Consider the following 22,897-nt stretch of genomic DNA (forward strand, 5'->3'; position numbering starts at 1 on the left):
CTGAGACTGGCCTCAATCACCATTACAGGCCCTCATGCGCCGCAAATATTAACCTGATGAATATATATAGTATTTATAAAATGGATTTAAATACGACTTAACTAAAATTTCAGCAAAGATGAAATAAGTGATTTGTGTTAAATTTTCGTAAAATCAAACACTCGACATCCTTTCTTTTTGCGGAAAAGGTGTTATACCTAAATATACCTGCTTCATGGATATAATATTCAGGATTGGCGAAAGGACGCACTGCTGTGTGTACTGGAGGATCTGTCTGATGTCGGGCAGATCCTGTTTTTTTATTATCTCACTTTCACGCCGCGATTATTTTTCTCGCTTCCCGTCTGAACTGCGTAATTAATGATTCAGCCAGGGGCGTCTGACGTGAATCACGGCGCTGAATTAAATAATATGCTGCTTTTGGAAGCGATTCGACAACCGGCAGCATGACCAGACGGTGCGCCAGCAGCGGGTCACACCCTAGCTCCTGCGGCAATATGCTTAGAAAATCACTTTGCGCGACCAGGCTAATACAGGAGGAAAAGGTTTCGCAGACCACACCAATTCGCGGTATTTGCGAGCGATTGCTAAATACCTCTTCTAGCTGCTTATAATAACTTCCCCGCGGCGTCGGCATTGTCCAGTTATAATGCAGGAGTTCGTTAATCGACGTTGCCCCCGTTGCCGGATGACCTTCGCGACAAAATACCGCAAATGGCTTCTCAAAGAGTTTTTCAAACGTAAATTCCTGGTCGTAAGGTCCCTGATAATAAGTATTGATGGTGAAATCCAGCTCTCCCTGCCGTAATTCGTTGATCATCGACACCAGCTGCCCTTCCATTATCCGCACTTTGACCTGCGGATGTTGGGCATGAAAGCGGGTAATAACGGCGGGCATCAGGCTGCGCGAAACGCTGGCCCCCATCCCGATGTTGATCTGCCCGGCCTGTTCCCCCTGCCGCTGACGAATGTCATCCTGCGCCGCGCGCAGCTCTTCCAGAATTAACCGGGCGCGCTGGTAAAAGCCCTCACCACATTCGGTCAACGCCACGCCCTTACTCCTGCGCACGAAAAGCTGCGCCGCCATGCCCTCCTCCAGCTCTTTGATGGATTTGGTCAGCGCCGGCTGCGAAAGATTCAGCGTCCTGCTGGCACCGCGAATGCTGCCCTGACGTGCGACTTCAACAAACGCCCGGAGATGATGGAATTTAACCTGAAATGACATAGCCCGACCGATAACCGTTGTTTATCAGAGTAAAGAAACTGTCATCTACTTTACTGGAAAGGGATGTGCGAGGGTAATTCCTGAACGGTTAAAACTGTGAAAAATCGGTTAGTGATAAGTAAAAACTATCACAGCGTGAAGCAGTTCACATATTTTCATGATGACAGGAACAGATATGGACACACTGGCGCAGTACATCCAGACGTTAACCCTGCAGCTGAGCGCGTGGCGTCGCGATTTTCACCATTTTGCGGAATCCGGCTGGGTAGAGTTTCGTACCGCCGCGAAAGTTGCGGAGACCCTGAACTCGCTGGGTTACGAACTGGCGATGGGCCGTGACGTGGTCGATGCCGAAAGCCGGATGGGGCTGCCCGATGAGGCAACCCTGGCGCGAGAGTTTGCCCGCGCGCGGGCGCAAGGCGCGCCTGAGAAATGGCTGGCGCCGTTTGAAGGCGGCTTTACCGGCATTGTCGCCACCCTGAATACCGGCCGCCCGGGCCCAACCCTGGCGTTTCGCGTGGACATGGACGCCCTTGATTTAAGCGAAGCGCTCGACGACAGCCATCGCCCGTTCCGCGACGGGTTTGCCTCCTGCAATCCGGGCATGATGCACGCCTGCGCGCACGACGGCCACACCACCATTGGTCTGGGACTGGCACAGGTGCTTAAGCAGAATGCAGCCCGGCTCAACGGCACCATTAAGCTGATCTTCCAACCTGCTGAAGAAGGCACGCGCGGCGCGCGCGCCATGGTTGCCGCCGGGGCGCTGGATGACGCGGACTATTTCACGGCCATTCATATTGGTACCGGCGTCCCTGCCGGTACGGTGATCTGCGGCAGCGATAACTTTATGGCCACCACCAAGTTCGACGTGAGCTTCACCGGCGTGGCCGCACACGCGGGCGGTAAGCCGGAGGACGGGCGTAACGCCCTGCTCGCCGCCGCGCAGGCCGCCCTCGCCCTGCACAGCATCGCTCCGCACAGCGACGGCGCATCCCGGGTGAACGTCGGCGTGATGCAGGCGGGCAGCGGGCGCAACGTGGTGCCCGCGAATGCCCTGATCAAAGTTGAAACCCGCGGCGAAAGCGAAGCGATTAATCAGTATGTCTTTGAACGCGCGCAGGCCGTCATTACCGGCGCGGCGGCGCTCTATGGCGTGAGCGCGGAGATGCGCCTGATGGGGGCTGCCACCTCCAGCGCGCCGACACCGGCGTGGGTGGATTATCTGCGCGAACAGGCGAGCCAGGTTTCCGGGGTTGTTCATGCCATCGATAAGGTAAAAGCGCCAGCGGGTTCCGAAGACGCCACGCTGATGATGGCCCGCGTGCAGCAGAACGGCGGCATGGCGTCCTATATGGTGTTTGGCACGGATTTGAGCGCCGGACATCACAACGAAAAATTCGACTTCGATGAGCAGGTCATGACTATCGCCATCGAAACGCTGGCGCGAACAGCGCTCAATTTCCCGTGGACGCGAGGTGTGTGATGCAGGAGAACTACGCTTTTATTGCCGATGCGATCGACACGCGATGTCGGACGTTAACCGATATTGCCGACGCGATCTGGGATCGTCCCGAAACCCGCTTTGAAGAGTTCTGGTCCGCCGAACGGCTGGCCAGCGAGCTGGAAGCAGAAGGCTTCACGCTGACCCGCGAGGCAGGCGGTATTCCCAATGCCTTTATCGCCAGCTTCGGCAGCGGAAAACCGGTTATCGCCCTGCTGGGCGAGTACGACGCGCTGGCCGGGTTAAGCCAGCAGGCACACTGCGCGACCGCGCAAACCGCCACGCCGGGGGCTAACGGCCACGGCTGCGGACATAACCTCTTAGGCACCGCGGCGCTTGCGGGCGCGGTGGCGGTGAAAAGCTGGCTGGAGCAGCACGGCGGCAGCGGAACGGTGCGTTTTTACGGCTGTCCCGGTGAAGAAGGCGGCTCCGGGAAAACCTTTATGGTGCGCGAAGGGCTGTTTGATGACGTCGATGCCGCCGTCACCTGGCACCCGGAAGCCTTTGCCGGGATGTTTAACGTCAGCACGCTGGCGAATATTCAGGCCGCCTGGCGTTTTCACGGCGTGGCGGCGCACGCGGCCAACTCTCCTCACCTGGGACGCAGCGCCCTGGACGCCGTGACGCTGATGACCACCGGCACCAACTTCCTTAACGAACACGTCATCGAGAAAGCGCGCGTCCATTACGCCATTACCGACACCGGCGGGATTTCGCCCAACGTGGTGCAGGCGCAGGCCGAGGTGCTGTACCTGATCCGCGCCCCGGAGATGGCGGATGCGCAGCAGATCTACGAGCGCATCGAGAAAATCGCCCAGGGCGCGGCGATGATGACCGAGACCACCGTCGAGTGTCGCTTTGATAAAGCCTGCTCCAGCTACCTGCCGAACCGCACGCTTGAGGCGGCGATGTATCGCGCCCTGCAGCACTACGGCACGCCGGAGTGGACCGACGAAGAGCGAGAGTTTGCCCGCGAGATCCGCGCCACGCTGACGCCCAACGATCTGCAAAATAGCCTGAAAAATATTGCCGCCACGGGTGGTGAAGCGGGTAAAACCTTTGCCCGTCGTCATCAGGCGACGCTGCTGGTGGATGAAGTCGCGCCCTATGCCGTCACCGACAACGTGCTGGCAGGTTCAACCGACGTGGGTGACGTCAGCTGGAAAATGCCGGTCGCCCAGTGCTTCAGCCCCTGCTTTACCGTCGGCACGCCGCTGCACACCTGGCAGCTGGTATCTCAGGGGCGAACCTCTATTGCCCACAAGGGCATGCTGCTGGCCGGGAAAGTGATGGGCGCGACCGCGCTCAATCTGCTGCAGGACGCGGCGCTGCTGAAAAAATGCCGTGAAGAGTTCGAACAACAACTAGAAGAAAAACCGTACGCGTGTCCGATCCCACCGGGCGTGACACCGTCACCTTTAAAATAAAAAAACACAACACAACACAACAACACAACACTCCGAGGAACGCCCATGAGTATGTCATCCATACCTTCGCATTCCCCATCCGGTAAGCTCTATGGCTGGGTTGAAAGGATCGGCAATAAAGTGCCGCACCCTTTCCTGCTTTTTATCTATTTGATTGTGATTTTGATGGTCGCCACCGCCGTGCTCTCCGCCTTTGACGTCAGCGTGCGCAGCCCGGCCGACGGCAGCCTGGTGGCGGTGAAAAACCTGCTGAGCATTGAAGGGCTGCACTGGTTTTTACCCAACGTGATTAAAAACTTCAGCGGATTCGCCCCGCTCGGCGCCATTCTGGCGCTGGTGCTGGGCGCCGGGCTGGCCGAACGCGTGGGCCTGTTGCCCGCATTGATGGTGAAGATGGCTTCTCACGTCAGCGCGCGCTACGCGAGCTACATGGTGCTGTTTATCGCCTTCTTCAGCCATATCTCCTCCGACGCCGCGCTGGTGATCATGCCGCCGATGGGGGCGCTGATCTTCCTCGCCGTCGGGCGCCACCCCGTGGCGGGCCTGCTGTCCGCGATTGCGGGGGTGGGCTGCGGTTTTACCGCTAACCTGCTGATCGTCACCACCGACGTGCTGCTCTCGGGCATCAGTACGGAGGCGGCGAAAACCATTGATGCGGCCATGCACGTCAGCGTGATCGACAACTGGTACTTTATGGCAAGCTCGGTCATTCTCCTGACGATTGTCGGCGGGCTGATTACCGATAAGATCGTCGAGCCGCGCCTGGGCAAATGGGAAGGCCGCAGTGATGAAAAGCTGGAGACGCTGAGCGAAGCGCAGCGCTTCGGCCTGCGCGTGGCGGGGATTGTCTCGCTGGCGTTTATCGCCGCGGTGGCGCTGATGGTGGTGCCGGAAAACGGCATATTGCGCGATCCGGTTAAACATACGGTCCTGCCCTCGCCGTTTATCCAGGGCATCGTGCCGCTGATTATCCTCTTCTTCTTTGTTGTTTCGCTCGCCTACGGTATCGCCACCGGCAAAATCCGCCGCCAGGGTGACCTGCCGCAGCTGATGATCGAGCCGATGAAGGAGATGGCGGGCTTTATCGTGATGGTGTTCCCGCTGGCCCAGTTTGTGGCGATGTTTAACTGGAGCAACATGGGCAAGTTTATGGCCGTGGGCCTCACCGACGCGCTGGAGGCTGCCGGGCTAAGCGGCGTACCGGCGTTTGTCGGTCTGGCGCTGCTGTCATCCCTGCTGTGCATGTTTATCGCCAGCGGCTCCGCCATCTGGTCGATTCTGGCCCCGATCTTCGTGCCGATGTTTATGATGCTGGGGTTCCACCCGGCTTTCGCGCAGATCCTGTTCCGCATCGCGGACTCTTCGGTTATCCCGCTGGCGCCAGTTTCGCCGTTTGTTCCGCTGTTTTTAGGCTTCCTGCAGCGCTATAAACCCGAGGCCAAACTGGGTACCTACTATTCGCTGGTTTTACCCTACCCGCTTATCTTTTTAGGGGTATGGCTGGTGATGCTGGTGGCGTGGTATCTTGTCGGCCTGCCGATTGGGCCGGGGATCTACCCGAGGCTGAACTAAGGGAATGAGGATGCTGAGATTACTCGAAGACAAGATTGCGACGCCGCTTGGGCCGCTGTGGGTGATCGCGGACGAGCAGTTTTGCCTGCGCGCCGTTGAGTGGGAAGAGCACAGCGACCGCATGGAAGAACTGCTTGCGATTCACTACCGCGCCCAGGGGTATGAACGTATCCGCGCCACCAATCCGGGTGGACTGAGCGATAAGCTTGCAGCGTACTTCGAAGGCGATCTCAGCATCATCGACACGCTGCCCACCGCCACGGCGGGCACCCCTTTTCAGCGCGAAGTGTGGCAGGCGCTGCGGGCCATTCCCTGCGGACAGGTGATGCATTACGGCCAGCTCGCGGAGCAGTTAGGTCGCGCTGGGGCCGCACGCGCCGTAGGTGCCGCGAACGGCTCTAATCCGGTCAGCATCGTGGTGCCCTGCCATCGCGTTATTGGCCGCAACGGCACCCTCACCGGCTATGCCGGTGGCGTGCAGCGAAAAGAGTGGTTGCTGCGTCACGAAGGGTATCTCTTACTCTAGTTCCCAGGCTTTTTGTGCTTAATTTTCTTCCGGTTAGGCTAAAAATCCATAATCAAGCTGTGGAATTTCAAGAAGATGGCGACACATTGCCGTCTCTTGTCCTTATTGAGGGTTTGTCAGGCTTACGTACTTACCAAAAAGATGTTAAAATTGACCAATATCAATTAAGGCTTGAGCAAACCTATGATCCCGGAAAAGCGAATTATACGACGCATTCAGTCTGGCGGTTGTGCTATCCATTGCCAGGATTGCAGCATCAGCCAGCTCTGTATCCCGTTTACCCTGAATGAGCATGAACTCGATCAGCTTGATAATATCATCGAGCGTAAAAAGCCTATTCAGAAAGGGCAGACGCTGTTTAAAGCGGGAGACGAACTGAAATCGCTCTATGCTATCCGTTCTGGCACCATCAAGAGCTACACCATCACCGAGCAAGGTGATGAGCAGATTACCGGATTCCATCTGGCAGGTGACCTGGTAGGCTTTGATGCCATCGGTACGGGCCATCACCCGAGCTTTGCTCAGGCACTCGAAACCTCGATGGTTTGCGAAATTCCGTTTGAAACCCTGGACGATCTGTCCGGCAAGATGCCTAACCTGCGTCAGCAGATGATGCGTCTGATGAGCGGTGAGATCAAAGGCGATCAGGACATGATTCTGCTGCTTTCTAAAAAGAACGCAGAAGAGCGCCTGGCCGCGTTTATCTACAACCTCTCCCGCCGCTTCGCCGAGCGTGGCTTCTCGCCGCGTGAATTCCGTCTGACGATGACGCGTGGCGATATCGGTAACTACCTGGGTCTGACCGTGGAAACCATCAGCCGTCTGCTGGGTCGTTTCCAGAAAAGCGGGATGCTGGCCGTTAAGGGTAAATACATCACTATCGAAAACGGTGAAGCGCTGGCCGTTCTTGCCGGGCACGCCCGCAACGTGGCGTAAACGCCATACGTATACTGCCAGACCGATAAATTTTCCTGATTTATGGGTCTGGCCTGTCACCCCGTCTTTTATCTGCCCTTTTCACCGTAGCACGTCCCCACACAGCACCCAAAAGGGTCTCGTTGAGGTTATGAATTGAGAGAAAGTTTGTTTTTCGTTTCAGTCGTGATTGCCTCAGTGACCTTTATCTTCATCTGGATCATGCTTGTCGGCCCAATGAAGGGGGAGGAAAAAACCTACGTTCAGGACTCCACGACCTTTGCGATAGCGGTGATGGTGCTGCTGTTTATTGCGTTTATCGCGGTAACGACCACGGTGCTTTTCCTCTGATAAATTTTCATGAATTATTGATCTGGCAAAAGCTCTCCTCTGTTTCATTCAGGATATATAGGTTACTCTTTTAATTACAGACTGTGGTGACAGTAGTAAGGAGACCTGTATGGCCAAGTATCAAAACATGCTGGTAGCAATCGATCCGAATCAGGACGATCAGCCGGCATTACGACGTGCTGTGTATTTACATCAACGGATTGGTGGCAAAATCAAAGCGTTTTTGCCGATCTATGACTTCTCGTATGAGATGACCACCCTTCTGTCGCCTGACGAGCGCACCGCTATGCGTCAGGGCGTCATCAGCCAGCGTACCGCGTGGATCCGCGAACAGGCGAAGTATTACCTGGAAGCGGGCGTGCCCATTGATATTAAAGTGGTCTGGCACAACCGACCTTTCGAAGCCATCATTCAGGAAGTCGTTGCCGGTGGGCACGATCTGCTGCTGAAGATGGCGCACCAGCACGACAAGCTGGAATCCGTGATCTTCACCCCGACCGACTGGCACTTGCTGCGTAAATGCCCTTGCCCGGTCTGGATGGTGAAAGACCAGCCGTGGCCTGAAGGCGGGAAAGCCGTTGTGGCGGTAAACCTCGCCAGTGAAGAGGATTACCATAACTCGCTGAACGAGAAGCTGGTGAAGGAGACCCTCCAGCTTGCCGACCAGGTCAACCACACCGAAGTGCATCTGGTAGGTGCCTATCCGGTTACCCCGATTAACATCGCCATTGAGCTGCCGGAATTTGACCCGAGCGTGTATAACGACGCCATCCGCGGTCAGCACCTGCTGGCCATGAAAGCGCTGCGCCAGAAATTCAGCATCGATGAGAAAATGACCCACGTGGAAAAAGGGCTGCCTGAAGAGGTGATCCCGGACCTGGCTGAACACCTGCAGGCGGGGATTGTCGTGCTGGGTACCATTGGCCGTACCGGTATTTCTGCCGCCTTCCTCGGCAACACCGCCGAGCAGGTGATCGACCATCTGCGCTGCGACCTGCTGGTTATCAAGCCGGATGAGTACCAGACGCCGGTTGAGCTGGACGATCCGGAAGACGATTGACCCGCAAGATGAAAAAAAACCGTCGGCGAACCGGCGGTTTTTTTTTGCCGGGTGGCGGCTACGCCTTACCCGGCCTACGGGTTTGGTAGGCCCGGTAAGCTTGCGCCACCGGGCTTTACCCTGTCAGAGCGCTTTCAGAATCGCATCCACGCTGGCTTTGGCATCGCCAAACAGCATGTGGGTGTTCTCTTTGAAGAACAGCGGGTTCTGCACCCCGGCATAGCCGGTATTCATTGAGCGCTTAAACACGATCACGTTCTGCGCCTTCCACACTTCCAGAACCGGCATCCCGGCGATTGGGCTACGCGGATCGTCCTGCGCCGCCGGGTTAACGGTGTCGTTAGCCCCAATGACCAGCACGGTATCGGTGTCGGCGAAATCATCGTTGATCTCGTCCATCTCCAGCACGATGTCGTAAGGCACTTTCGCTTCCGCCAGCAGCACGTTCATGTGGCCTGGCAGACGCCCCGCCACCGGATGAATACCAAAACGCACCTTGATGCCGCGCGCGCGCAGCTTCTCGGTGATTTCCGCGACCGGATACTGCGCCTGTGCCACCGCCATGCCGTAGCCCGGGGTGATAATGACCGAGTGCGAGTTTTTGAGCATCTCGGCGGTGTCTTCCGCGCTGATCTCACGGTGCTCACCCACTTCCTCATCGGAGCCGGTAGACGAGCCGTCAGAACCAAAGCCACCGGCGATGACGCTGATGAACGAGCGGTTCATCGCCTTACACATGATGTAAGACAGGATCGCACCCGAAGAACCCACCAGCGCACCGGTGACGATCAGCAGGTCGTTGCTCAGCATAAAGCCCGCCGCCGCCGCCGCCCAACCGGAGTAGGAGTTCAGCATGGAGACCACCACTGGCATATCCGCACCACCGATGGACGCCACCAGATGCCAGCCGAAGGCCAGCGCGATGATAGTCATCACCAGCAACGCCAGCACCTGCAGACCGACGCTTTCGGTACGCACGAAGACCACCAGCAGCACAAACGATACCACCAGCGCCGCCAGGTTCAGCTTATGACGGTTTGGCAGCATCAGCGGCTTAGAGGAGATCTTCCCGCGCAGCTTGCCGAACGCGACAATGGAACCGGTGAAGGTGACCGCACCGATGAAGATACCGAGGAACACTTCCGTCAGGTGAATATTCACCAGAATCGGTTCCAGACCAGGCGTGTGGTACAGGTAGCTGTTGAAGCCCACCAGCACTGCGGCCAGACCCACAAAGCTGTGCAGAATCGCCACCAGCTCCGGCATCTCGGTCATTTCAACGCGTTTCGCCAGGCGAATACCAATCGCACCGCCGATGATCATCGCCACCAGGATCCACGCCACGTTGCCGGTGTCCGGCCCGAAGATGGTGGCAATCAGCGCAATCGCCATCCCGGCGATACCAAAGTTATTCCCCTGCTGAGACGTTTCGTGTTTGGAAAGCCCCGCCAGACTGAAAATAAACAGGATTGCAGCAACAATGTATGCGGCTGTCACTAATCCTCCAGACATATGCTACCCCTTAGCCTTTACGAAACATTTTCAGCATGCGCTGAGTCACGGTGAAACCACCGAAAATATTGATACTGGCGATCAGCACCGCGATAAAGCTCAGGAAGCTGATCCAGCCGCCGTGGCCAATCTGCAGTAGCGCCCCTACCACGATGATCCCGGAGATGGCGTTGGTTACCGACATCAGCGGCGTATGCAGCGCATGGGAGACGTTCCACACCACGTAGTAGCCCACGACGCAGGAGAGCGCGAAGACGGTAAAGTGGCCGAGGAACTCTTTCGGCGCGACGTCAGCCAGCCAGCCGAACAGAATAATCACCAGCGCCATGATCGCGTATTTGCGCCACGGGGAAGCGGGTTTGGCGGGCTCTTTTGGCTCTGGTGCCGCTTTAGGCGCTGCCTGAGGCTGGGCCGAAACCTGAATCGGTGGCGCAGGCCAGGTAATTTCACCTTCACGCACCACGGTCACACCGCGCACCACCACGTCGTCAAAATCGACGGTGATGTTGCCGTCTTTTTCTTTGCAAAGCAGCTTCAGCAGGTTAACGAGGTTGGTGCCGTACAGCTGAGACGATTGTGTCGGCAGGCGACCCGGCAGATCGGTATAGCCGATCACCTTCACGCCGTTTGCGGTCGTGGTCACCTGATTCGCTACGGTATATTCGCAGTTGCCGCCGTTTTGCGCGGCCAGGTCGACAATCACGCTGCCCGGCTTCATGGAGTCCACCATCTCACGGGTAATCAGCTTCGGCGCCGGTTTACCCGGGATAAGCGCGGTGGTCACAATGATGTCGACATCTTTCGCCTGCGCGGCGAAGAGTTCCATTTCGGCTTTGATAAAGGCTTCGGACATCACCTTCGCATAACCATCACCGCTGCCCGCTTCTTCCTTGAAGTCCAGCTCAAGGAATTCGGCCCCCATACTCTGGACCTGTTCCTTCACTTCAGGACGGGTATCAAACGCGCGAACGATAGCGCCCAGGCTGTTTGCCGCACCGATGGCTGCAAGTCCCGCCACGCCCGCGCCAATCACCATCACCTTCGCCGGAGGGACTTTACCCGCCGCGGTGATTTGACCGGTAAAGAAGCGACCAAATTCGTGGGCCGCTTCAACAATGGCGCGGTAGCCCGCAATGTTTGCCATCGAACTTAAGGCGTCCAGCGACTGGGCGCGCGAAATACGCGGCACGGAGTCCATCGCCATCACGGTGACGCCGCGCGCGGCCAGTTTTTCCATCAGCTCAGGATTTTGCGCAGGCCAGATAAAGCTCACCAGCGTGGTGCCCGGATTCAGCAGCGCAATCTCACTCTCTTCCGGTGCGTTGACCTTCAGAATAACCGGCGACTGCCACACGTCGGCACTGTCCACCACTTCCGCGCCAGCCTGAATAAAGGCCTCGTCATCGAAACTCGCCAGTTTGCCCGCGCCGCTTTCAACTGCGACAGTAAAACCCAGCTTAAGCAGTTGCTCCACCGTTTTCGGTGTTGCCGCTACGCGGGTTTCATTGGCTAACCGTTCTTTTGGTACCCCAATACGCATAGTTTTCCCTTCCATCGGTTTTTGATGATGGTTTAACGATAAGTGCCCGCGGTTTGTATCATTTTTCGCCATCACGCAAGCAATGAGACACAATTCACCCCGGAAAATAAAACAGTAACAAACTGTCTATAACCTACTGAAAATAGCGGCCGTGATCTACCGCCAGAAAACACTATTTCTTACTTTATCTGTGAAAAATAAGCGATCGGCGTCACTGACAGTGATATTTACCTTAAATTCATCGCCAGAACCGATAATTCGCGCAAGCGAAGCGGTAAAAACATGATATAGCGCCATAAGAGAACAACTTATTAACATTAAATTAACTTGTAAAAGTCATAAGCTTTATCAGTTTTACTTGTCAAACGCGTGTTTTTTCAACATATCACTAAATGTTATCGAATAAGGTGATTCAGTGAGCACAGGCAGTGAAAAATGGCGCAGACAGCGACGGGTTTTAAATGCCATAATCGGGACCGTCTCAAATTAACAACAATACCAGTACATGGTTTGCGCAAGGCGAAGGATCATTTTTATGAAGCTTAAGAACACACTCCTGGCGTCCGCACTTCTCTCCGCGACCGCCCTGTCTGCGAATGCCGCAACAGAGTTAACGCCGGAGCAAGCGGCAGCGTTAAAACCTTTTGACCATAAGGTCATTGTGGGTCGTTATAATTCTATTGGCGACGCCGTCGCCGCTGCATCAAAGGCCGCTGATAAAAACGGGGCAGCCTCGTTTTATGTTGTTGACCAGTCTGATAACGGCAACAGCGGTAACCAGCGCGTGACCATTGCGCTGTATAAGGACAACGCGCCAAAAGCTGACGCACCGAAAAACCGCGTGATTAACGGTGTTGTTGAACTGCCGAAAGATCAGGCAATTGCGCTGGAACCGTACGACACCGTCACCGTTCAGGGCTTTTACCGCAGCCAGCCTGAAGTGAACGATGCCATCACCAAAGCCGCGAAAGAGAAAGGGGCCTACGCTTTCTACATCGTGCGTCAGGTCGATGCTAACCAGGGCGGCAACCAGCGTATTACCGCGTTCATCTATAAAGAAGATGCGAAGAAACGTGTTCTGCAGAGCCCGGATGCGATTCCGGCAAACTCCGAAGCCGGTCGCGCGGCGATAGCGAAAGGCGGCGAAGAAGCGAAGAAAGTGGAAATCCCAGGCGTCGCAACGACGGCTACGCCAAGCGCTGAAGTGGGCCGTTTCTTTGAAACGCAGTCCACGAAAGGTGGTCGTTATTCGGTTACGCTGCCAGACGGTACCAAAGTTGAAGAGCTGAACAACGCCACTGCCGCGCAGATGGTGCCGTTCGACAGCATCAAATTTACCGGCAACTACGGCAACATGACGGAAGTCTCTTACCAGGTCGCGAAGCGTGCGGCGAAGAAAGGGGCGAAGTTCTATCACATCACCCGCCAGTGGCAGGAACGTGGTAACAACGTGACCATCAGCGCCGATCTGTACAAGTAACAAAATCGTTTAAAAAAGGCGGCGCAATGCCGCCTTTTTTGTTACTTTTTTTGAATTTCTGCCACACGTCATTGCATGCTTTCGTTACACTCCGTAAAATCCCGCGCCTTAGTGTGATCCACCATTTTTATGCGCCTGAGCGAAATAATTATTCTGGATTTTGACCTTTCATAACAGGAAGCCAATGGAAAAGAAACTTGGCCTGAGTGCTCTGACTGCACTCGTTTTAAGCTCAATGCTGGGTGCGGGCGTATTCAGTTTGCCGCAAAATATGGCGGCCGTCGCCAGCCCGTCTGCCCTCATCATTGGCTGGGGCATTACGGGTGTCGGAATATTGCTGCTGGCCTTCGCCATGCTGCTGCTGACGCACATTCGCCCGGATCTGGACGGCGGCATTTTCACCTATGCCCGGGAAGGTTTCGGCGAGCTGATTGGCTTCTGCTCCGCCTGGGGATACTGGCTGTGTGCGGTGATCGCCAACGTCTCCTATCTGGTGATCGTTTTCTCGGCCCTCAGTTTCTTTACCGATACGCCTGAGCTGCGACTCTTTGGCGACGGGAATACCTGGCAGTCTATTGTGGGCGCCTCGGTGTTACTGTGGTTCGTCCACTGGCTGGTGCTGCGTGGTGTACAAACGGCCGCCAGCATTAACCTGGTGGCGACGCTCGCGAAACTGGTTCCGCTCGGCCTGTTTATCGTTCTGGCCTTCATTGCGTTCCGTATGGACGTGTTCACGCTCGATTTCAGCGGCGTTGCGCTGGGCGTCCCCGTCTGGGAGCAGGTGAAAAACACGATGCTGATTACCCTGTGGGTGTTCATCGGTGTTGAAGGCGCGGTTGTGGTTTCCGCCCGGGCCCGAAATAAACGCGATGTGGGCCGCGCCACGCTGCTGGCGGTACTGGCCGCGCTCGGGGTCTATCTGCTGGTGACGCTGCTGTCGCTGGGCGTGGTGGCGCGTCCTGAGCTGGCTGAAATGCGTAACCCGTCAATGGCGGGCCTGATGGTGAAAATGCTCGGCCCCTGGGGCGACGTGGTGATTGCCGCTGGCCTTATCATCTCCGTCTGCGGAGCCTACCTGAGCTGGACCATCATGGCGGCTGAAGTGCCTTTCCTGGCCGCGGCGCACAAGGCGTTTCCACGCCTGTTTGCGCGTCAAAACCAAAACAGCGCGCCGTCTGCCTCACTCTGGCTGACCAACATCAGCGTTCAGATCTGTCTGGTGCTGATCTGGCTCACAGGTTCAGACTATAACACGCTACTGACCATCGCCTCGGAGATGATTCTGGTACCCTATTTCTTAGTAGGTGCGTATCTGTTAAAAATTGCCACACGCCCGGCGCATTATGTCGTGGGTGTCGGAGCCTGTATTTACGGCCTGTGGTTGTTGTATGCTTCCGGACCTATGCATCTGCTGCTGTCGGTGGTGCTGTACGCACCGGGTCTGCTGGTGTTCATCTACGCCCGCCGCACGCATCAGCTGGAGAACGCGCTGAAACGCCGTGAGATGGCCTTAATTGGACTGTTACTGGTTGCTGCCGTGCCGGCAACCTGGATGTTAGTGGGATAGCATCGCCTTTCCCATTGTTGAACTGTAAAGGAGAATACGATGGGAAATGCACCGCTTCGCCCCATACTGATCACCGGCGGAGGCCGCCGTATCGGCCTCGCCCTCGCCCATCATTTTCTCAACCTTCGCCATCCGGTCATTGTCAGCTACCGCACGGAATACCCGTCGATTGAAGGGCTGCGCAAAGCCGGGGCGGTCTGCATTCAGGCTGATTTTTCAACCGATGAAGGCATTCTGGCCTTTGCGGAAAAGGTGAAATCCACCACAACGGGTCTGCGCGCCGTGCTCCATAACGCCAGCGCATGGCAGGCCGAAAAGCCGGGTACGTCACTCAGCGAAACGCTCTCCGCCATGCTGCAGATCCACGTCAATGCCCCTTATCTGCTTAACCACGCTCTGCAGGATCTGCTCCGCGGCCACGGGCATGCTGCGGGCGACATCATTCACTTCACGGATTATGTGGTGGAGCGCGGCAGCGACAAGCACATCGCCTATGCGGCCAGTAAAGCCGCGCTGGATAATATGACCCGCTCGTTTGCCCGCAAGCTCGCCCCCGAGGTGAAGGTGAACGCCATCGCCCCGGCAATGATCTTATTCAACGAAAACGATGATGCGGAGTATCGCCAGCAGGCGCTGAATAAATCGCTGATGAAAATTGCCCCGGGCGAGAAAGAGGTCATCGACCTCGTGGATTACCTGCTCACCAGTTGCTACGTCACCGGCAGAACCTTTGCCGTGGACGGCGGCCGACCGCTGCGCTAGTGAAAGCGGCTCCAGAAGAAAATTAACACCCAGGCGCTGAGCCCCCAGCAGACCACCGCCCCGCTCAGCGCCAGGGGAAGACGCAGAAAACCGGTGAAATACCACAGCGAAAGCAGGTAGAGAAAATACGGGATGATTGACCACATGCCAAACACGATGGTCGTGCGTAACGCTTCCGTGCCGCGTTCAGACGCCACAATATAGTGGGCAATGAGTGCAAAGGTCGGGAAGAGAGGGATCAGCCCGGCAATATAGTAGTTTTTCGTTTTTGCCAGAATGCCAATCAGCAACACCACCAGCGCACCCAGCGCGGCTTTGATCACCAGAGCCATCGTTTTCCTTATAATAATCAACTCACCCTATGGGCCAGAATAACGGAACCGGCGTTAATTTTGAAAGATTAATGGAAGGTTAAGGTTTCGCGGTGTATGTTGGCTTTTTTCACGAAAACAGACGCTGTATGAATAAGATTGTTTATGTTGAAGACGAACCCGAAGTCGGGCAGCTGATCGCCGCCTATCTGGGTAAACATGATATGGACGTCATTGTTGAACCTCGTGGCGATCGTGCCGAAGAGGTGGTCGTCCGTGAAAACCCGGATCTGGTGCTGCTGGATATCATGTTGCCGGGCAAAGACGGCATGACGCTCTGCCGCGACCTGCGCGCCCGGTGGGAGGGCCCTATCGTCCTGCTCACCTCACTGGACAGCGATATGAACCATATTTTGTCGCTGGAGATGGGTGCCAATGATTACATTCTGAAAACCACACCGCCTGCCGTCCTGCTCGCTCGCCTGCGCCTCCATTTACGCCAGCACGCCAGCATCGAACGCGAAGCACCGGCGCCGTCTCTGACGCCGCACAAAGCGATGCGCTTCGGTACGCTGTCTATTGATCCGATTAACCGTCAGGTGCTGCTCTCTGGCGAGCTTATCGCCCTTTCCACCGCAGATTTTGACCTGCTGTGGGAGCTGGCAACGCATGCCGGGCAGATCATGGATCGTGACGCGCTGCTGAAAAACCTGCGTGGCGTAAGCTATGACGGAATGGACCGCAGCGTGGACGTGGCGATTTCGCGTCTGCGCAAGAAACTGCAGGATAACGCCACCGAGCCCTACCGCATTAAAACCGTGCGTAACAAGGGCTATCTGTTTGCCCCACATGCGTGGGAAACCTGATCGCCGGACAGGATAACCTGCGCGAAATAAAGGCATTACGCGAGAATGCCCTTCTTTCGCGCGTTTATTTTTACGTTTGCGCAACAATTAACTTGCTAAGCACGCAAACTATTCCATAATTACCTTCTCGACTCTCCTTTCTTCAGCTCGCCCCGCTCTTGCGATTGTTTTACTCATTTTCGCCGTGAAGCTTTCACGACATCTCTCCAATAAATCTTGAAATGAGGATTTAAGCTCATGAATTATGTATAGCTACGGTCAGGTAGAAGCGATAAAAACCAATCTTGAGTGGATTGTTAATCAGGCAACCCTGAACCACGCCTCCCCCTCACGCACCGATCAAAAAGCGCTCTTTGACCTGCTGGAACTCATCCAGTCTTACGAAATACTGCTGGATCTCATCAGCGAATACGGAACGGATGTGATTGATACGCACATTGCAGAAGGCCTGGCCGTGACGGAAAAATTCATCGCCAAGGTAAAAAACAGCGCGAAAGCCGTCTAACACGCTCGACAGACGTGAAAAACTCGAAGGGTTTTCATGTATATTCTGCACATAGCGTTTTTGCGGTGAGATCCAATGAAAAAGCTGTTTGTGCAGTTTTATCTTTTACTGTTTGTCTGCTTCCTGGTGATGACCATGCTGGTCGGCCTGGTCTATAAATTTACCGCCGAACGCGCGGGCAGGCAGTCTCTGGACGACCTGATGAAAAGCTCGCTCTATCTGATGCGCAGCGAGCTGAGAGAGATCCCGCCACACGACTGGGCGAAAACCCTGAAAGAGCTGGATCTCAATCTGTCATTCGATTTACGCATCGAGCCGTTGAAAGATTTCGATCTGGACCCGCCCGCCATGCAGCGTCTGCGCGACGGGGATATCGTCGCGCTGGATGAGAAATACACCTTTATCCAGCGTATTCCGCGCAGCCATTACGTGCTGGCCGTCGGGCCGGTGCCCTATCTCTATTATCTGCATCAGATGCGCCTGCTGGACATGGCGCTGATGGCCTTTATCGCCATTTCACTCGCGTTTCCGGTTTTTATCTGGATGCGCCCGCACTGGCAGGACATGCTGAAACTCGAATCCGCCGCGCAGCGTTTTGGCGAGGGGCATTTTACAGAGCGTATTCACTTCGACAGCGGTTCCAGCTTTGAACGTCTGGGCGTGGCCTTTAACCAGATGGCCGATAACATCAATGCCCTTATCGCCAGCAAGAAACAGCTGATCGACGGAATTGCGCACGAGCTGCGCACGCCGCTGGTGCGCCTGCGCTATCGTCTGGAAATGAGCGAGAACCTGACGGAAGCAGAGTCTCAGGCGCTTAACCGCGACATTGGCCAGCTTGAAGCGCTGATTGAGGAGCTGCTGACCTACGCGCGCCTCGATCGCCCGCAAAACGAGCTAAACCTCAGCACGCCCGATCTGCCCGCCTGGCTACAAACCCACATTGACGACGTTCAGAGCGTGAACCCGCAGCGCACGCTGTTAACGCGCGTCACGCCGGGTGACTACGGCGCGCTCGATATGCGCCTGATGGAGCGCGTGCTGGACAATCAGATGAACAACGCCATGCGCTACAGCGAAAGTACGCTGCAGATTGGGCTGGATCTGCAGGGCAATCAGGCCCGCCTGACGGTAGAGGATGACGGGCCGGGGATTGCGCCGGAGGCACGCGAAACCGTGTTTGAACCGTTTGTCCGCCTCGATCCCAGCCGCGATCGCGCCACCGGCGGATGCGGTCTGGGGCTGGCAATCGTCCACTCTATAGCGCAGGCCATGGGCGGCACGGTGCATTGCGAAGAGAGCGAGCTCGGCGGCGCGCGCTTCTGCTTTAGCTGGCCGGTGTACCATAACATCGCCCTTCCCGTCCCTGCCTGACTTCAACCGCACGCTGGCCTGACCCGGTGTGCTGTGCTATATGATAAGTATGTTGTAACTAATGAGAGTGCTTATGGCGACCTACGATCTTATTGAACGGCTGAACAGCACGTTTCGGGAAATAGAACACGAGCTGCTGACCCTGACAGAACGTTTGCAGACCTGCCGCCTGCTGGCCGCGCGCGTCTTTACCCTGCCCGAGGTGGCCAAAGGGGCCGAGCACGATCCGCTGGACACCATCGACGTGAAGCAGCACATCGGCAAGGCCGCACTGGAGCTGGCGATGAAACACTATCGCCATCTTTTTATCCAGCAGCAGTCTGAACAGCGCAGCAGCAAGGCGGCCGTGCGGCTGCCGGGCGTGATCTGTCTGCAAACCGATGCAGTAGCGCGCGAGGCACTGGAAAGCCAGATTGCCCATATCAACAGTCTGAAAGCGGCATTTGAGAAAATCGTTACCGAAGAGTCGGGCCTGGCCCCCGCCGCCCGGTTTGAGTGGGTGCACCGTCAGCTTCCGGGGTTAATTACCCTGAATGCCTATCGCACGCTGACGGTTCTGCGCCATCCCGCCACGCTGCGCTTCGGCTGGGCGAATAAGCACATCATTAAAAACTTCACCCGGGATGAAATTCTGGCGCAGCTGGAAAAGAGCCTGAAGACGCCGCGCACCGTCGCGCCGTGGTCGCGTGAGCAGTGGATCGAGCGCCTGGAGCAGGAGTACCACAGTATCGCCTCGCTGCCTGCGGATACCCGCCTCAAAATTAAGCGCCCGGTGAAGGTGCAGCCTATCGCTCGCGTCTGGTATTCCGGTCAGCAAAAACAGGTGCAGTACGCCTGTCCGACGCCGCTGATTGCGCTTTATGATGCCGACCAGGGGGCTATCGTGCCGGATATTGGTGAGTTGCTGAATTACGATGCTGAAAATGTCCAGCACCGCTACCGACCTCAGGCGCAGCCGCTTCAGCTCATTATTCCGCGGCTGCACCTGTACGTGGCGAGTTGATTATTTCAGACTGCCAACCATCGCCTCAGGGCGCACCCAGGCATCAAACTCCGCCTCCGTCAGATAGCCCAGCGCCAGGGCGGAGGCTTTCAGCGTCAGCCCCTCCTTATGCGCTTTTTTGGCGATTTCGGCGGCTTTGTCGTAGCCGATATGGGTATTGAGCGCGGTCACCAACATCAGCGACTCATTTAACAGCTGGCTGATGCGCTCGCGGTTTGGCTCGATCCCCACCGCGCAGTGCTCGTTAAAGCTCTCCATCCCATCCGCCAGCAGACGAATTGATTGCAGAACATTGTGGATCACCATCGGGCGATAGACGTTGAGTTCGAAGTTGCCGGATGCACCGCCCAGGTTGACGGCCACGTCGTTGCCCAGTACCTGACAGCAGAGCATAGTCATGGCTTCGCACTGGGTCGGGTTGACTTTACCCGGCATGATGGAGCTGCCCGGCTCGTTTTCCGGAATGCTGATTTCACCGATGCCGCAGCGCGGGCCCGAGGCCAGCCAGCGCACGTCGTTGGCGATTTTCATTAGCGACGCCGCCAGCCCTTTCAGCGCGCCGTGGGTGTGGACCAGCGCATCGCAGGTCGCCAGCGCTTCGAACTTGTTGGGCGCCGTGACGAACGGCTGTCCGGTTATGGCCGCAAGCTCCTCCGCCACGCGCACCGCATACTCCGGATGGGTGTTTAACCCGGTGCCGACCGCCGTGCCGCCGAGCGCCAGTTCCGCCAGGTGCGGCAGGCTGTTTTCAATATGCTTCAGGTTATGTTCCAGCATCGCCACCCAGCCGGAAATCTCCTGGCCGAGCGTCAGCGGCGTGGCGTCCTGCAGGTGCGTACGGCCAATTTTGACGATGTCGCGGAAGGCCTGCGCTTTCTCGTTGAGCGTGGATTTGAGGACGTTGAGCTGGGGGATAAGCTGCTCGCGGATAGCAATCACCGCCGCCACGTGCATGGCCGTGGGGAAGACGTCGTTAGAACTCTGGCTCTTGTTGACGTCATCGTTCGGGTGTACCTTGCGCTCCATGCCGCGCACGCCGCCCAGCAGTTCGCTGGCCCGGTTCGCCAGCACTTCGTTCATGTTCATGTTGCTCTGGGTGCCGGAACCGGTCTGCCAGATGGCGAGCGGAAATTCGTCGGGATGCTTGCCCGCCAGCACTTCGTCGGCGGCATTTATGATGGCGGTGGCCTTGTCTGCCGCCAGCAGGCCTAAATCCTGGTTCACTTTCGCGGCTGCGCGTTTGGTGAGCGCCAGCGCCTGAATCAGCGAAACGGGCATTTTTTCAGTCGAGATACGGAAATGCTCCAGCGAACGCTGGGTTTGCGCGCCCCATAGCTTGTCGGCCGGGACGTCGATGGCGCCCATCGAGTCTTTCTCATGGCGTACCGTGGTCATTACTTTCTCCTTGATAACACTGTCGGGATTGCTCACATGCTTAAGGGATAAGTATTGATGACTTCTGAGAAACGGTATGGCGCTTTGTGCGCTCTTTTTGGTGTCGGGTGGCGGCTTCGCCTTACCCGACCGACGAGAATGTAGCCGGGTAAGCGTCAGCGCCACCCGGCATTTTCTTCAGACTACTTCACACATGCCGAACACTGAGAAGACTGGATCTGCTTGAAGAAGTCGTTGCCTTTGTCATCCACGAGGATAAACGCCGGGAAGTCTTCCACCTCAATTTTCCAGATCGCTTCCATGCCCAGTTCCGGGTATTCCACGCACTCCAGGCTCTTGATGCTGCCCTGCGCCAGCACCGCAGCCGGGCCGCCGATGCTGCCGAGGTAGAAGCCGCCGTGCTTGTGGCAGGCGTCCGTTACCTGCTGGCTGCGGTTGCCTTTCGCCAGCATGATCATGCTGCCGCCGTTAGCCTGCAGCTGGTCGACGTACGAGTCCATACGGCCCGCCGTGGTTGGGCCTAATGAGCCAGAGGCATAACCTTCAGGCGTTTTCGCCGGGCCCGCGTAGTAGATCGGGTGATCTTTAATGTACTGCGGCAGCCCTTCGCCGTTGTCCAGGCGCTCTTTCAGCTTCGCGTGCGCGATGTCGCGACCCACGATAATCGTGCCGTTGAGGGAGAGACGGGTCGAAACCGGATACTGAGACAGCTGCGCCAGGATCTCTTTCATCGGACGGTTCAGGTCAACGCGAACCGCTTCCCCCTCGCCCGCTTTACGCAGTTCTTCCGGGATGTATTTGCCCGGGTTGTTTTCCAGTTTTTCGATCCACACGCCTTCGCGGTTGATCTTGGCCTTGATGTTGCGATCCGCAGAGCAGGAGACGCCCATCCCGACCGGACAGGATGCACCGTGACGCGGCAGACGGATCACGCGCACGTCGTGGGCAAAGTATTTGCCGCCAAACTGCGCGCCGAGGCCCAGATTGCGCGCTTCTTCCAGCAGCTCCTGCTCAAGCTGCACGTCGCGGAACGCCTGCCCGTGCTCGTTACCTTCGGTTGGCAGGCCGTCGTAGTATTTGGTTGAGGCCAGCTTCACGGTCTTCAGCGTGCTTTCCGCCGAGGTACCGCCAATCACAAACGCGATATGGTACGGCGGGCACGCCGCGGTGCCGAGGGTGCGCATCTTCTCAACCAGGTAGTTCTTCAGCTTGCCCGGGGTGAGCAGCGCTTTGGTCTCCTGATAGAGATAGGTTTTGTTGGCCGAACCGCCGCCTTTGGCGATGCAGAGGAATTTGTACTCGTCACCGTCGACGCTATAGAGATCGATCTGTGCAGGCAGGTTAGTGCCGGTGTTGACCTCTTTGTACATGTCCAGCGCCGCGTTTTGCGAGTAGCGCAGGTTGTCTTCGGTGTAGGTGTTATAAACGCCGTGCGCCAGCGCCGCTTCATCGCCGCCGCCGGTCCAGACGCGCTGGCCTTTTTTACCGACGATGATCGCCGTGCCGGTATCCTGGCAGGTAGGCAGAATGCCTTTCGCCGCGATATCAGAGTTACGCAGGAACTGCAGGGCAACGTACTTGTCGTTTTCGCTGGCCTCCGGGTCGCTCAGGATATCTGCAACCTGCTGCTGATGCGCTGGGCGGAGCATAAACGAGGCGTCGTGGAAAGCATGCTGCGCCAGCAGCGTCAGCGCCTGCGGATCCACCTTGAGGATCTCTTGTCCTTCAAACTCAGAGACGGAGACGTGATCGCGGGTTAACAGGTAATACTCGGTCTGATCCTGACTGAGGGGGAAAGGATCCTGATAATGGAAGGGTTTATTCGACATTGGTCTCTCACTTACTGCTTCGGTCTGTTTATTCAGGGCAGATGTTCCGCTGCCCGGCTTAAAAGCGAGTCAGCTTATCCTACACAATTTTTTAACAAAAACTGAGACTAGTACGACTTTTTACATCCACAGGTTACTTCCATGTGGTTTATTGCTTTAATACCCGGAGTTTA

The 22,897-nt window shown here is 56.6% G+C and carries 20 protein-coding genes; 14 read left to right on the top strand and 6 right to left on the bottom strand.

Annotated elements, in window-relative coordinates:
* Window positions 1-313: 313 nt before the first annotated feature.
* A complete protein-coding gene (locus ACHH0Z_RS15080; RefSeq protein ID WP_045408251.1) occupies window positions 314-1,225 on the bottom strand; it encodes a LysR family transcriptional regulator in 912 nt (303 codons plus the stop codon).
* Between the two features lie 175 nt (window positions 1,226-1,400).
* Between ACHH0Z_RS15080 and ACHH0Z_RS15085 the strand changes: the two genes are divergently transcribed.
* The 7 genes from ACHH0Z_RS15085 (at window position 1,401) to uspE (ending at window position 8,580) form a co-directional block, all read left to right on the top strand.
* A complete protein-coding gene (locus tag ACHH0Z_RS15085) occupies window positions 1,401-2,711 on the top strand; it encodes a M20 family metallo-hydrolase (protein WP_045408249.1) in 1,311 nt (436 codons plus the stop codon).
* A complete protein-coding gene (locus tag ACHH0Z_RS15090; RefSeq protein ID WP_045408247.1) occupies window positions 2,711-4,156 on the top strand; it encodes a M20 family metallopeptidase in 1,446 nt (481 codons plus the stop codon). Before ACHH0Z_RS15085 ends, ACHH0Z_RS15090 begins: the two co-directional genes overlap by 1 nt.
* Window positions 4,157-4,201: 45 nt before the next feature.
* Window positions 4,202-5,728, top strand: a complete 1,527-nt coding sequence (gene abgT, locus ACHH0Z_RS15095) for a p-aminobenzoyl-glutamate transporter (protein ID WP_008500539.1) — start codon at window positions 4,202-4,204, stop codon at window positions 5,726-5,728.
* A 10-nt stretch (window positions 5,729-5,738) separates the two neighbouring features.
* Window positions 5,739-6,254, top strand: coding sequence for a methylated-DNA--[protein]-cysteine S-methyltransferase (gene ogt / locus ACHH0Z_RS15100; protein ID WP_021241159.1), 516 nt, complete (start codon window positions 5,739-5,741; stop codon window positions 6,252-6,254).
* 183 nt (window positions 6,255-6,437) lie between these two features.
* Entirely contained in the window at window positions 6,438-7,190 is a 753-nt protein-coding gene (gene fnr, locus ACHH0Z_RS15105; protein ID WP_006174991.1) for a fumarate/nitrate reduction transcriptional regulator Fnr, read from the top strand.
* Window positions 7,191-7,337: 147 nt separating this feature from the next.
* Window positions 7,338-7,520 carry a hypothetical protein gene (locus ACHH0Z_RS15110; protein WP_014883604.1) on the top strand — a complete coding sequence of 61 codons (183 nt, stop codon included), beginning with the start codon at window positions 7,338-7,340 and terminating at the stop codon, window positions 7,518-7,520.
* Between the two features lie 109 nt (window positions 7,521-7,629).
* Window positions 7,630-8,580 carry a universal stress protein UspE gene (gene uspE / locus ACHH0Z_RS15115; RefSeq protein WP_008500542.1) on the top strand — a complete coding sequence of 317 codons (951 nt, stop codon included), beginning with the start codon at window positions 7,630-7,632 and terminating at the stop codon, window positions 8,578-8,580.
* A gap of 123 nt (window positions 8,581-8,703) precedes the next feature.
* Here uspE and pntB read toward each other — a convergent pair whose 3' ends face one another.
* Both pntB and pntA read right to left on the bottom strand, forming a co-directional pair.
* Entirely contained in the window at window positions 8,704-10,092 is a 1,389-nt protein-coding gene (gene pntB, locus ACHH0Z_RS15120) for a Re/Si-specific NAD(P)(+) transhydrogenase subunit beta (protein ID WP_021241158.1), read from the bottom strand.
* 10 nt (window positions 10,093-10,102) lie between these two features.
* The gene (pntA, locus tag ACHH0Z_RS15125) at window positions 10,103-11,632 is read right to left on the bottom strand and encodes a Re/Si-specific NAD(P)(+) transhydrogenase subunit alpha (protein WP_021241157.1); all 1,530 of its coding nucleotides are present in this window, start codon (window positions 11,630-11,632) and stop codon (window positions 10,103-10,105) included.
* Between the two features lie 535 nt (window positions 11,633-12,167).
* On the opposite strand from pntA, the gene ydgH reads away from it, so the two are divergent.
* The 3 genes from ydgH to folM all read left to right on the top strand — a co-directional run bounded on the left by ydgH (window position 12,168) and on the right by folM (window position 15,441).
* On the top strand, window positions 12,168-13,112 hold the full coding sequence (ydgH, locus tag ACHH0Z_RS15130) for a DUF1471 family protein YdgH (RefSeq protein WP_023327293.1): 945 nt from the start codon (window positions 12,168-12,170) through the stop codon (window positions 13,110-13,112).
* 184 nt (window positions 13,113-13,296) lie between these two features.
* Window positions 13,297-14,679 (top strand): amino acid permease, encoded by a 1,383-nt coding sequence (locus ACHH0Z_RS15135; RefSeq protein ID WP_045406220.1) that lies wholly within the window; start codon window positions 13,297-13,299, stop codon window positions 14,677-14,679.
* Window positions 14,680-14,718: 39 nt separating this feature from the next.
* Window positions 14,719-15,441, top strand: coding sequence for a dihydromonapterin reductase (gene folM / locus ACHH0Z_RS15140; RefSeq protein WP_008500548.1), 723 nt, complete (start codon window positions 14,719-14,721; stop codon window positions 15,439-15,441).
* Here folM and ACHH0Z_RS15145 read toward each other — a convergent pair.
* Entirely contained in the window at window positions 15,438-15,773 is a 336-nt protein-coding gene (locus ACHH0Z_RS15145) for a GlpM family protein (protein ID WP_023617531.1), read from the bottom strand. The genes folM and ACHH0Z_RS15145 overlap by 4 nt on opposite strands.
* A gap of 128 nt (window positions 15,774-15,901) precedes the next feature.
* On the opposite strand from ACHH0Z_RS15145, the gene rstA reads away from it, so the two are divergent.
* The 4 genes from rstA (at window position 15,902) to tus (ending at window position 19,500) form a co-directional block, all read left to right on the top strand.
* Entirely contained in the window at window positions 15,902-16,618 is a 717-nt protein-coding gene (gene rstA / locus ACHH0Z_RS15150) for a two-component system response regulator RstA (protein WP_021241154.1), read from the top strand.
* A gap of 244 nt (window positions 16,619-16,862) precedes the next feature.
* Window positions 16,863-17,123 (top strand): hypothetical protein, encoded by a 261-nt coding sequence (locus ACHH0Z_RS15155; protein ID WP_008500551.1) that lies wholly within the window; start codon window positions 16,863-16,865, stop codon window positions 17,121-17,123.
* A 75-nt stretch (window positions 17,124-17,198) separates the two neighbouring features.
* Entirely contained in the window at window positions 17,199-18,497 is a 1,299-nt protein-coding gene (gene rstB / locus ACHH0Z_RS15160; protein ID WP_395149544.1) for a two-component system sensor histidine kinase RstB, read from the top strand.
* A gap of 73 nt (window positions 18,498-18,570) precedes the next feature.
* Window positions 18,571-19,500 (top strand): DNA replication terminus site-binding protein, encoded by a 930-nt coding sequence (tus, locus tag ACHH0Z_RS15165; protein WP_023292613.1) that lies wholly within the window; start codon window positions 18,571-18,573, stop codon window positions 19,498-19,500.
* Here tus and fumC read toward each other — a convergent pair whose 3' ends face one another.
* Entirely contained in the window at window positions 19,501-20,895 is a 1,395-nt protein-coding gene (fumC, locus tag ACHH0Z_RS15170) for a class II fumarate hydratase (protein WP_025911542.1), read from the bottom strand.
* Between the two features lie 182 nt (window positions 20,896-21,077).
* Window positions 21,078-22,724: a class I fumarate hydratase FumA gene (gene fumA / locus ACHH0Z_RS15175; protein WP_021241151.1), complete on the bottom strand. Its 1,647-nt coding sequence runs from the start codon at window positions 22,722-22,724 to the stop codon at window positions 21,078-21,080.
* Between the last annotated feature and the right edge of the window lie 173 nt (window positions 22,725-22,897).

The sequence above is a fragment of the Enterobacter cloacae complex sp. 2024EL-00227 genome, assembly GCF_043945315.1.
GTDB classification, from domain to species: Bacteria; Pseudomonadota; Gammaproteobacteria; order Enterobacterales; family Enterobacteriaceae; genus Enterobacter; species Enterobacter roggenkampii.